The 11,864-nt window shown below is 37.5% G+C and carries 13 protein-coding genes and 1 pseudogene; 3 read left to right on the plus strand and 11 right to left on the minus strand.

Features of this window, described 5'->3' with window-relative positions; genetic code table 11:
* Positions 1 to 448 (minus strand): ABC transporter permease subunit (locus PLK24_RS03740; RefSeq protein WP_502876037.1); only part of this gene is annotated, 448 nt, incomplete at its 3' end.
* Positions 445 to 1,974: an ABC transporter ATP-binding protein gene (locus tag PLK24_RS03745; RefSeq protein WP_324476429.1), complete on the minus strand. Its 1,530-nt coding sequence runs from the start codon at positions 1,972 to 1,974 to the stop codon at positions 445 to 447. The genes PLK24_RS03745 and PLK24_RS03740, both read right to left, overlap by 4 nt.
* Before the next feature lie 321 nt (positions 1,975 to 2,295).
* Between PLK24_RS03745 and PLK24_RS03750 the strand changes: the two genes are divergently transcribed.
* Genes PLK24_RS03750 through PLK24_RS03760 form a run of 3 tightly spaced genes read left to right on the plus strand, consistent with a single transcriptional unit; the run spans position 2,296 to position 5,088 of the window.
* The gene (locus PLK24_RS03750) at positions 2,296 to 3,378 is read left to right on the plus strand and encodes an isocitrate/isopropylmalate dehydrogenase family protein (protein ID WP_324476430.1); all 1,083 of its coding nucleotides are present in this window, start codon (positions 2,296 to 2,298) and stop codon (positions 3,376 to 3,378) included.
* Positions 3,379 to 3,420: 42 nt separating this feature from the next.
* Complete coding sequence (locus PLK24_RS03755; RefSeq protein WP_433872993.1) at positions 3,421 to 4,179, plus strand: fumarylacetoacetate hydrolase family protein; 759 nt, start codon at positions 3,421 to 3,423, stop codon at positions 4,177 to 4,179.
* Positions 4,180 to 4,182: 3 nt separating this feature from the next.
* A complete protein-coding gene (locus tag PLK24_RS03760; protein ID WP_324476432.1) occupies positions 4,183 to 5,088 on the plus strand; it encodes an AEC family transporter in 906 nt (301 codons plus the stop codon).
* Here the strand turns inward: PLK24_RS03760 and PLK24_RS03765 are convergent.
* The 9 genes and pseudogenes from PLK24_RS03765 to PLK24_RS03805 form a co-directional block, all read right to left on the minus strand.
* Positions 5,068 to 6,192 (minus strand): DUF3084 domain-containing protein, encoded by a 1,125-nt coding sequence (locus PLK24_RS03765; RefSeq protein ID WP_324476433.1) that lies wholly within the window; start codon positions 6,190 to 6,192, stop codon positions 5,068 to 5,070. The two genes, PLK24_RS03760 and PLK24_RS03765, sit on opposite strands and share 21 nt — an antisense overlap.
* 17 nt (positions 6,193 to 6,209) lie before the next feature.
* A complete protein-coding gene (locus tag PLK24_RS03770; RefSeq protein WP_324476434.1) occupies positions 6,210 to 7,295 on the minus strand; it encodes an LptF/LptG family permease in 1,086 nt (361 codons plus the stop codon).
* A gap of 5 nt (positions 7,296 to 7,300) precedes the next feature.
* Positions 7,301 to 8,041, minus strand: coding sequence for an LPS export ABC transporter ATP-binding protein (gene lptB / locus PLK24_RS03775; RefSeq protein WP_324476435.1), 741 nt, complete (start codon positions 8,039 to 8,041; stop codon positions 7,301 to 7,303).
* Positions 8,038 to 8,760: an LptA/OstA family protein gene (locus tag PLK24_RS03780; RefSeq protein WP_324476436.1), complete on the minus strand. Its 723-nt coding sequence runs from the start codon at positions 8,758 to 8,760 to the stop codon at positions 8,038 to 8,040. The genes lptB and PLK24_RS03780 overlap by 4 nt, the downstream gene beginning before the upstream one ends.
* Positions 8,757 to 9,332: an LPS export ABC transporter periplasmic protein LptC gene (locus PLK24_RS03785; RefSeq protein ID WP_324476437.1), complete on the minus strand. Its 576-nt coding sequence runs from the start codon at positions 9,330 to 9,332 to the stop codon at positions 8,757 to 8,759. Before PLK24_RS03785 ends, PLK24_RS03780 begins: the two co-directional genes overlap by 4 nt.
* Complete coding sequence (locus tag PLK24_RS03790; RefSeq protein WP_324476439.1) at positions 9,325 to 10,092, minus strand: redoxin domain-containing protein; 768 nt, start codon at positions 10,090 to 10,092, stop codon at positions 9,325 to 9,327. The genes PLK24_RS03785 and PLK24_RS03790 overlap by 8 nt, the downstream gene beginning before the upstream one ends.
* A gap of 286 nt (positions 10,093 to 10,378) precedes the next feature.
* Positions 10,379 to 10,690 (minus strand): flagellar biosynthesis anti-sigma factor FlgM, encoded by a 312-nt coding sequence (locus PLK24_RS03795; RefSeq protein WP_324476441.1) that lies wholly within the window; start codon positions 10,688 to 10,690, stop codon positions 10,379 to 10,381.
* A gap of 229 nt (positions 10,691 to 10,919) precedes the next feature.
* Positions 10,920 to 11,588, minus strand: coding sequence for a cyclase family protein (locus tag PLK24_RS03800; protein ID WP_324476442.1), 669 nt, complete (start codon positions 11,586 to 11,588; stop codon positions 10,920 to 10,922).
* Between the two features lie 28 nt (positions 11,589 to 11,616).
* Positions 11,617 to 11,864, minus strand: a pseudogene (locus PLK24_RS03805) (hypothetical protein); the annotation flags it as partial.

Genomic DNA, 11,864 nt, shown 5'->3' on the forward strand with positions numbered 1-11,864 from the left:
TGGTTTCGTTTACATTCCAACGGGCTTTTAAATATCCTGCTATAGCAGCCCAACCCCCACCAGCAATGCCAGCAAATAGAAACATAATAACCAACATTATCCCGCGATTATCTACATAAAAATATCGAACTGCTGCAGTCGTTGCTAAAGCCCCTAAAAAAATTTGGCCGGCAGCACCGATATTCCAAACGGTAGCCTTAAAAGCCAGAGTGACTGCAATACCTGATAAAATTAAGGGAATGGCTTTTACAATGGTTTCACTTATTCCATACCAATCACCGAATGCAGTCTGAAACATTCCACGATAAGCTTGAACTGGGGATACCTTGAGAAATGATAAGAAAATTGACCCACCAATCAAGGCCAACAACACTGATATGAAAGGTAGAAAAATACTTAATAACCAGGAAGAAGAAGTTCGTTTATTAATTCGAAAATAAATACTCATGCAGAAACCTTCTGGATATTTTTTAGTGGTGTTCCTGCCATCATTAATCCTAAAACCTCAGGGGTTACTTCCTGTGGTTTGTCAATTACCCCCATGATTTCTCCCTTACATATAACAGCTAATCGGTCACTTAAAGCGATTAATTCTTCTATATCTTCTGAAATTAAAAGAACTGAAGCTCCTCGGTCTCTTTCTTTTAGAATTTGTTCCCGAACAAATTTGGTCGCTGCAACATCTAAGCCCCAGGTAGGGTGCATAGCGATGATAACTTGAGGTGAATCACTGAGTTCTCGCCCCAACATCAATTTTTGCAGATTACCCCCGGAAAGATTTTTTACCGGATAGCGAACATGAGGAACAGCGATGTAGTATTTACGAATTAAATGATGGGCATAGCGAGCAACTTCACGCCAATTTATCAATGATCTCTTGGCTATAGGGTTTTTCCAATATTTCTTTAATATTGCATTTTCATCAACCATCATATTCGGAATTAGACCAACACCACGTCGGTCAGCTGGAATATAGCGAAGTCCTTTTTTTATAAAATGTCGGGGCGGTCGATTGGTGAGCTCTTGCTGATTTATTTTTATTTTTCCTGACTCAATCCTTCGTAATCCTGATAATGCTTCACATAATTCCTGTTGACCATTTCCTGCTACACCAGCCAACCCCAACACTTCTCCTTGATGGATCTGTAAGGAAAGGTCTTGAATGACGTGAAATCCACGATCTCCGCGAACTCGAAGATTTTCAACATCGAAAACTAAAGGTCCAGCTGACTTTGGCTGCTTTTGAATCGAGAAAACAAATTTCTGACCCATCATCATCTCCGCCAATTTTTCCTTGGAGGTTTCACCGGTTAGAACCGATCCCACTTTTTCTCCTTTTCGAAGAATGGTTACCCGATGGGATAAACTCATCACTTCATCTAATTTGTGCGAAATAAAAATTATTCCATATCCTTCCGATGCCATATAAGTGAGCATTTTAAATAAATTCTGGCTTTCTTGAGGGGTTAATACTGCTGTTGGCTCATCAAGAATAAGTAGTTTTGCCTTCCGATAGAGCATCTGTAAAATAGCTACCCTTTGTTGCTCCCCAATCGACAATTGCCAAACAAACGACATCGGATCTATTTGAAGACAATATTTTCCCGATAATTCCAGTATTTGCCTTTTTATTTCTGATTTGGGAAGAACTTGTGGAATATTATTTAAACCTAAAATCATGTTCTCCCAGACGGTTTGTTCAGGAATAAGCATAAAGTGCTGATGAACCATCCCAATACCGGCACGGATTGCATCAAAGGGGGAACGAAAATCACATTTTTGACCATTAATATAAATGTTACCGGAGTCGGGGTGGTAAAGACCATATAGGATATTCATTAATGTTGATTTACCAGCGCCATTTTCTCCTAATAGAGCATGTATTTCTCCATATTTTAAATCAAAATTAATTTTTTGATTGGCTATTACGCTACCAAAGGTCTTGGTAATTCCTTTCATTTCAACGCCATTCATCAATTAATCCTCCAAATAAACGAACAGGCACTTTAGAAATAATTATTCTACTCTCTGAATTGAATTAAAGCAAAAGAAAAATCACAATATTTAGCATACAAAGAAAACTGGTTTTTTAAACTGAGCAGGCTAAATCTAATCCTCTTGAGGAAACAAAACATACTCATTAGCGAATTATATCAAATATTACCGGTTGAAAAAAAGCTTTATATTTATTAATATTGCACAAGTGTTATTCTTTAATAGCTGCCTTTCGAAATATTTTTAAAATGAGCAAAATTTTTTTATCGAAATAATTATTAAGAAGGAGAGCGATAGATCATGAAGCACACCATAACTCTCATACCGGGAGATGGCACTGGTCCGGAGATCACCGAAACGGTAGTTCGTGTTCTGGAAGCAACTGGTCTTAAAATTGAATGGGACGTCCAGGAAGCTGGATCAGATGTTCTTGAAAAATATGGTACCCCGCTTCCTAATCAGGTACTTGAGTCAATAAAAAGAAACAAAGTAGCCCTCAAGGGGCCAATTACAACCCCGGTGGGAACCGGCTTTCGTAGTGTTAATGTCGCTCTTCGAAAGGAACTGGATCTTTTTGCTTGTTTACGTCCTTGTAAAACCTATCCAGGGGTTCGTTCACGCTATGAAAATATCGACTTAGTGATCATCCGGGAAAATACCGAAGACCTCTATGCTGGTATTGAGTTTGAAGTAAACCAAGAAGCAACGACTCGTTTAATCCAAAACATAAAAGAATTAAGTGGTCATTCAATACGCACCGATACCGGTTTAAGCATTAAACCAATATCGATATTTGGTTCAAAGCGGATTGTTACTTTCGCATTTGAATATGCCCGTCAGAATAATCGACACAAGGTTACCGCTGTCCACAAAGCAAACATTATGAAATATTCTGATGGCCTTTTCCTTCAAGTTGCCCGCCAAGTGGCATCGAACTATCCCGATATAGAATTTGAAGATCGTATTGTTGATAATATGTGTATGCAATTGGTTCAAAAACCAGAGCTTTATGATGTATTGGTCCTCCCCAATCTTTATGGTGATATTCTATCCGACTTAGGCGCCGGTTTGGTTGGGGGATTAGGAGTTGCTCCCGGGGCAAATATCGGTACTGATTATGCCGTATTCGAACCAACTCATGGAAGTGCTCCCAAATATAAAAACCAAAACAAAGTAAATCCTATGGCCATGATTCTTTCGGGAATGATGATGCTTCAGTATATTGGTGAAAAAGAAAAAGCCCAGAAATTGGAAAAAGCTGTAGCCAAGGTCATCCAAGAAAATCGCTTTGTTACCTATGATATGAAGCCTATTTCAAACCAGGACCAAGCAGCTAAAACCAATGAAGTTGGAGAAGCCATTATCCGAGCTCTTACCAAATAATTCAATAAAATTGATTAAAAGGAGTGACCTTTCTTGAAATATTTGCGGTTTCAGAAACCCGATACCAATCAGTGGAGCTGGGGTATTATCGAAAATGGAACAATGATTGAAGAATTTTCCAATTCTTATTTTAATTCATTAGGAAAAAATGGACTTTCTCATCAACTCACTCAAGTAAAATTAGGGTCACCTACTCTCCCAACCAAAATTGTGGCCGTCGGTTTAAATTATCATGATCACATTCAAGAATTCGGTCATGAAGTTCCCGATCATCCTATTCTGTTTATCAAGCCATCAACCGCAGTTCTTGAACCGGGAGGAACCATTCTACTCCCCCCTCAATCAAACCAAGTGGATTTTGAAGGCGAGCTTGCCGTTGTAATAAAACAAACTGCCTACCAGATAACCGTCCAAGCAGCCCCAAATTACATTCTTGGTTATACCTGTTTTAACGATGTCACCGCACGTGATTTACAGAGAATCGATGGACAATGGACCCGAGCCAAATCTTTTGATACTTTCGCCCCGATCGGTCCATGGATAACCCCCGAGTTAAACCCTGATAGTTTGCAAATCATCACCCGGGTGAACGGGACAATTCGACAACAATCAAACACCAAGCACTTAGTTTTCCCAATATATGAATTAGTTTCATTTATATCTCATATTATGACCTTACTTCCTGGAGACATCATTGCTACCGGCACTCCTTCAGGTGTTGGACCCTTAAAACCAGGAGACCGTGTAGATATAGAAATTGAGGGAATTGGAATTTTAACGAATCTCGTCAGGAAAGCATAGAATATGTACCAGGTTCTATTGGTAATGCTGATCCTGATAGGTTTGGGAATCATTCTGCAAATTTTTAAAATATTCCCGCCGGTCACTGCCTCTCTATTGAATAAATTTGTACTGTATATTTCTTTTCCCTGCTTGGTTTTTCGGTTCTTACAACCAGCAATTATTGAAGCTTCGTATTGGAAAATCCCACCGCTGGCTTTTTCCATCATTACCATTATTTTTCTGCTTGCTTATGGTTGGGGAAAGTACGGATTGAGATTCTCCCCGGCAAGTAGTGCAAGCTTTGCTATGGGGGCTGCTTTTGGCAACACAGCTTTTCTTGGCTATCCCTTTATAATGGCTTTGCTGGGAGAAAATGCACTTCCTCCGGCTATTTTTTTTGATCAAATGGGTAACTTTTTAGTAGTCTATACCGTAGGAGTGGCCATTTGTGTATATAGCAAGGACCAGAAATTTTCTCTTTACAGCTTCAAAGAAATTTTAAAATTACCGCCCTTTTTAGCTTTTGTTGTCGCTTTGTTCCTGAATGGGGTTCCAATACCAGCGGTTTTTATGGATACCATAAACCGCTTAGCCGATACCACCGTTCCGGTTATTATGATTGCCATTGGCTTGTCACTCTCAATAAAACAAGTGTCTCGCCGTTTAGTTCCAATACTTTATGCCACCGGTATTAAGTTAGTCCTTCTGCCAATATTATTTCTTATTTTGACTCGATTCATTCATTTTGAACCGGTAACCCGACAAGTCATGGTTCTGCAATCCGCTACTCCCACACTCATGAGTTCTTTTGCTTTGGCTTCGCTTTATTCACTTGACACAGAACTATGTTCCAGTATTATTTTCACTACAACGATTTTATCCTTTGCTACTTTTCCGCTATGGAATTTAATCCTTCACAATTTCTAAGCGAACCCGCAATGGTCCAATGGTATAGATATCGTTTTCAGCTATGGCATTAATTAAAACTCGAGCGCTTAATTGAGAGAGCTGGCGACTTACATCGGTTAGATTCAGAGCGGAAACCGAACCGATTCTCCCTCTTTGCGGTATAATCCCTTGTTTTACACCAAGGGTATTTAATTCACTTAAGATTTCAGAAAGGATTTGTTCAACATTGCTATGATCTGGATCCACATTGACTTCCTTTTGATAAATCAACTGATCTGCACTAAAGATTTTTTTATTATCATCTAATATAAACCGAGTAATAACCGGTTCTTCCTTCAGAGTATTAAGTGCTGACACCAGCCGAATAACGGTCTGATTTTTTGACATGACTAATTTTTCTAAAGCTTGATCAAAATTATCACCCATCACAAAAACTGCTCTCTGGCTGGAAATATCTTGTCCAGCTCCCCTTCTTAATGCTAATTCATCAGCCCTTTGTAACAAGGTAATCAAATAATTTTCAGCGTCTTCTCGAGTCAATCCAGCCGGAGCAAGGCCCCTGAGCATCTCTTCGTCTTCTTGAAATACAATCTCACCTTGACGAATAGCAACAATGGTCTCTTGAGTCCGTCTCAGTTCTAATTGTAGAGACTGAATTTCCTCATTGAGATTGTCTCTTTGTTCAACCAGGTCATGGATGTTTCCATTTAAAATTTCAACCTGACTTTCTAGTTGAGTCCGTGACAGAATTAAATCTTTTTCCTTTTGTTCCAACTCAGCAATTCTCTTTTGAAAATTTTCTGCTTCCTTTCTCATGACATCTAATTCTGTGTTTCTTTGTTTCACCTCAAAATTTAAAGAATCAAGCTTTTCTCTTAACTCTCTCATGCCAAACAATGCAGTTCTTACATCCTCTGATGCAATGGTTAATATTGCCAGAGTAATGGTTGCTATGATAACCCCAGTGATAATACTCATTAAAATCGCGGTATAACGAGGACGAAGTTTTAATACTGATAAGCGTTGTTTACCTATGCGTCTCCCCAAAACATCTCCTAAATAAGCTACAACTCCACTGATAACAATGATAGAAATAATAAGTAGGAAACCGGAAAAGTCCAAATGTGATTCTCCTTTGTTTAATATTTCTCTTTAAACTGTATCAGACCGACACCAAGAATACCAGTGATAATATTACTCAACCACGCTCCTAAAAATGGAGACATACCACCGCCCTCAGCAACTGTCCCACTAACCGAAAAAAATACATAATAGCCGAATACCATTAAAATACTCATCCCTATCCCCATTACTTTACCTGAACGAGGTGATGCTATTCCAAGCGGAACTCCTACTAAGACAAAAAAGATGGCTGCAAAAGGAATAGCGGTTTTTTGCCAAAGCATAAGCTGAAGTCGGTATTTTTGTTCTGGGTTTTCATGTTCCTGGGCAATATATTCTTGTAGTTCTTTATAACTCATTTCTTGGGGATTTTTCTGACTTTTTAACACATCTTCCATGCTTTGCTGGGTATACATTTCCTCTTTTTCAAAACGCACTACCCTCTCCACTTCACCCCGTGAACCAACCTCATACATGACTCCCTTAATAAATACCCATTTCCCATTATCTAAAAATGCTTGATCAGCATTTAAAATCCGCTTTAACCCATTGTGATCATATTCCTGAACAATAACTCCTGACAAAAGAGGTTGATCCCGATCAATTTTTTTTACATAAAAAATTCTTTCTTGGGATTCATCAACCCGATCGCGGAAAAAAGTATTTTCTTGAAATAACCAACTGGTTACCGAAGTTCCACCAATCAAACTCTGTAATTTTTGAGAAGAAGTCGGTAGTATTCTTTCCTGGATATAGATGGTGAATATACAAGACCAAATTCCTAATAAAAGGAAAGGAATAACCAAGCGTTTCACACTGATACCTGATGCCTTGAAAGCAATAACTTCACTATCGGCAGCCATTCGATTCATGGTAAGAAGAACTGATAAAAGAACCGACATAGGAAATACGTATACTAAAAAAGAAGGAAGGCTGTATAAAAAAACCTGGGCGATGGTTATAAATGGCACTTTGGACTGAAGCCACAACCGGGTAAGCCGGAATAACAGATCTCCTGCAGTGAGGATGGTTAAAAAGAGTGCTACCCCAAGAAAAAAATTGCGAAGCGCTTGTTTGAGGAGATACCAATCAAATACCTTCATGCTCTCTACATATTAAATCTTTCGCCCAAGTAATATTTTCGGCTTACTTCAGAAGATATTATCTCTTCCGATGTTCCGGAAATTAAAATTTTTCCGTCAAACATTATATAAGCTCGGTCGGTTATAGCCAAAGTCTCTCGAACCGCATGATCAGTAATCAGGACGCCAATATTTTTCTGGGCTAGATATTTGATAATACCTTGAATCTCCTCAACTGCAATCGGATCTATCCCTGTAAAAGGTTCATCCAATAAGACAAAAGAAGGGGTCGTTGCTAAAGAGCGTGCAATTTCCAGTCGTCTTCTTTCGCCTCCAGAAAGAAGGTTGGCTGATGTCTTCGATAGATGGCTTATTCCAAATTCCTCTAATAATTCCTCTCGTCTTTTTACTATTTCCTTTCTTTTTAAGCCTTGCATTTCAAGGACCAAATCAATATTTTCCCAAACTTTAAGCTTACGAAATACCGACGGCTCCTGGGCCAAATATCCAATTCCTAGCCGAGCCCGCAAATACATCGGTAAATGATTTAGTTCTTGGGAATCGAGAAAAACTTTACCTCCGCTGGGACGAATTAAACCAACAATAATATAAAAAGTGGTGGTTTTCCCTGCTCCATTTGGTCCCAGTAAACCAACAATTTCTCCCCGAGAAACCTGAATACTCACTTCCTGAACGACTCTTTTTTTGGAATATTCTTTGGCTAACCCTTCACCCCTTAATGATTGCCAGCCTCTTTCCTGAATCAATTGGTTTCTTCTCCTTCAATCGCCATAATATTTATTTCAACATTTCCTTCCACTTTCACTTTTCCAGTTTCAGTATCAATAAGAATTTTCTCTCCGCGTAATTGATTCCCGTCCTTTTCAACGGTTGCATTCCCCTCTAATACAATAAAATCTGATCCTTCTTGATAATAGGCACTTTTTGACTGACCAGACCACCCTTCCTTCACAATCACTACCGAAGAAGCCAACCATTTTTTTTCATTTAAGCTATAATCAACCTGTTGAGGTCTTATTTGAAAACTATTTATCATTAAAATAGGATTACCGGTTAGAAGGATCTTCCCAGGAGATAGAAAAAAGTCCATCTTTTTGGTCTGAAAACTAAAATCCTTTCCTTTGCCTTGGATATCAGTCATAACTACCTTTTTATCCTTACCATAAAAAAACAAAGCCTGGGAAAAAATGGTTTTATCTTCCCATACAACCTGGATTTCGCCTTCACTTTTTGCTTCTTGTTTGACGGTATCGACTTCAAGATATGGGCAGATCATGGTAACGCCCTGCCATTGTATCGTAGATTGTCCCTTGGCGTAAATAATACCGGTTTTTTCATCAAATTCAGCAGATGAAGTTTTTAAGGTTACATCGGATGAGCTTTGAACTGCTGCTATCCCTTCCCTTCCCCAAAAAAATAGAAAAAAAACCAAAATTAAAGTAGGCCAAATGCTTTTTTTTCTCATAAATTCCCCTCGCTCTTCAAAGTAATAATCACCTCTTCGGGAAAAGCCAGTATTCCTCGAGATAAGTCGTACCAAAGATTCTTTGACTCAATCAGTACATTTTTTCTCTCAACCAAAACATTTTCTATTCTCATAAATTGTTCGTTACTAAGCCACGTCAAGGACTCACCAACGATGGAACCACCTCCATCAATCTTAATGAGGTTGATATCCTCAAGTCGTGCATCAGAATTTTCAATATCCACTTGTCCCTTTTTCGCTTGAACCTGATACTGTGGTTGATTCCCTTGATATAAAAAACCTTGAACACCATTTAAATAAATATTCTCTCCATCTTTGCTGAGATCGTCAGTATGGATTTCCCATTCCTTTCCTGAATCGGATACTCTACTAATTTCAGCCTTTTCCAACTGAATAACCAGAGAACCTTGATTAATAGGGGAAGGAGAAACTAGCGCTGTTTGAAAAGTTTTTGATCCTTCCGGTGCTTTAATCCAGAAAATTAGTATCAAAACTACCAACCAGCTCAAAGAAAGGTAAAACCATAAAAGAGTTTTCCAATCATTACTCATTCTCAACATTTAATTGATAATAGACTTTTTGATACCCATTGAGTGCCATCTGTTGGCAAATCTCACGACTATTTTTATTATTACCGGAAAAAACCAAATAGGTCAAATTCTTATCAAGAGTATCTAACGCTTGGCTTATATCAGTTATTGCTTGATAACTAACATTGAGTTTATCAGAATAAGGATTTTCATATTCTAAACGGAAATCAAGCAAATGAATTTGGGGAGAAATTTTTATAAGATTCTCAACTTCTATCGGCTGCAATCCACGATACCACATTATCCGACCTAACTTATTCATGATATTTTCGCGATTGGTAGCTCCAATAATAATATCAACAGCATTTCCCAAGGGATCGATAAAGTATGCGGTTGGAACTCCAAATATCTGATAAGTTCCGGCTAATTGGGTTTCTTGATCAAGTAAAGTCAAATAATCATAAGGAATTTTATCCAACATCTTTTGAACGGCTTCTTGGCTTTCACCGAGATTGATTGCTATAACTTGGAGACCGGCTTTATCCTTATAAGTATGATAAATTTCATTTAATAAAGGAAGCTCTTCGGCACAAAACCCACATTTGGTGGTAAAAAAGCTTATTATAATTGGCCTTCCTGAAAAATCATTTAATGAATACATTTTACCATCAAGATCAGGGAGTTGAAATTGGGGCGCCTGTTTCCCAACGGCAAATATTGAGTAGAATAATACAATCACAAAAATGAATATTGTCAAAAAGAAAAGTCTCTTGGTTTTCATTGGACATTAAACCCCCTATTTTAAGTCATTGTTGTATATCTTTATTGAGTAGCAAACGTTCAATAATCTAGATATATTCCTTGTCTTACTCAATTTTTTCTTCAAATTTTTTTCTCAAAGACAAATTTAAAAAATTAAATAGGTATCGAATTCAATAGGGGGAACAAAAATAGAAAAAAAATTTGTTTTGAACCGAAGCATTGAATTTAGTAGTATAAAAAAAGCAAATTGCAGAAATCAAAAATTAATCCACAACCAAAAAATCAATCTCTCTACTTGAAAAAGTTCAATCACCGCTTGAAATATCACTTAATAAATCAGCAGCTTCCCGACCCATTAATTTTTCTACAATATCGAGACCGTGAATATTGTAAGTTCCACACTGAATTTTATTTTTTAAATCCTGAACAAGGTTTTCACGAATACTTGGTATTTCACGATACTTAGCATGGTATTTTTTCAAATCAACTGAAACCAGAACCAGGGAAGGATTATTATATAAGCCATTTTTATTCGCCAACGTTTCAGGATTTTTCTTCATTTTTTTTTCTTCGTATATCCGTATAACATTTTGTATTTGCGCTTCCGAAATTTTCATTTTGGCGCCTCTCATTTTCTTTTCTAATCTAATATATCGGTAGGAAGTTAAAAAAGTTTAATAGTATTTCGGTGACTTTTTGGAAAGATTGGAAAATTTTCCTTTTGGGAAAACTTCAGCTGTTTCTTGGTGTAAATCATTTTTTTATGAGCCTATTTCACTCATTTTATCAGAAATGGAAATGAGTGAAAAGAAATATCAATATTATTTAGTGAAATAATTTTAGGTTTTAACGATCTTTTACTTGAGCTACGGCACGAATCGGAGAACCAGTACAATTATTGAATTTTAGCGGGAAGGCATAAAAAAAGGCTTCTTTTTTCAAAAGATGCTCAAGATTGGTTAAAAATTCATATATAATAACTCCGGCGGGTAAAAACACGCGATGACCATCAAAAGGTGCATGATCAATGCTCGGTGCATCGATTCCAACCCCTTTTATTTTCTGCTCAACTAAGTACTGAGCAGCTTCCCCAGATAAACCTGCATAATGCTTAAAATAATCTTCATGACCATATCGAATGCTGTCCTTAGTATAAAATAAAACAATATCATTTGGGAAAACCGTAATTCCCTGCTCGTTGATTGTTCTCTGCAGTTCTTCTTTTGACAGACTCTCCCCCGGTTTAAAATGACTTATATCAATTATCAGGCACCTTCCACAAAATCGATCAACCGGTATTTTTTCGACCGACAGCCCATTTTTAACAAAATGAGATGGAACATCAAGATGAGTACCAGTATGTTCAACCATAAAAAAAGCCGTTGTAGCATTGGGGTGAAGATCAAGGGTGGTCCAGGAAAAAAAAGTAGGTGATGGTTGCCCAGGAAAAACCGGTGATCCATTGTAGACTGGTAGGGTTAAATCAATCCAGGTGGTATTTTTATTTGATAACATTCGTTCCCTCCCTAATTATTATTTTATCTTAAATTGATGTAACATATTTTTTTCCATTTTCAATGTGATCCATTAATAAATAATAACCAACCATATGCCTCCAGGGTATAAATCGTTTAAAAAAATCTTGACTTTCATCATCAGAAACCGGCTGACCTTTTTTATAATAATGACTGATGGCTTTACGCAATCCCAAGTCACCGTGAGCAACTATATCATTCCAAGCTAAACCCATAGTTAGAATATATTGAGCGCTCCACAGACCTATTCCTTTCA

Origin of the sequence: Atribacter sp., assembly GCF_035418125.1 — a bacterium.
Classification (GTDB): Bacteria; Atribacterota; Atribacteria; order Atribacterales; family Atribacteraceae; genus Atribacter; species Atribacter allofermentans.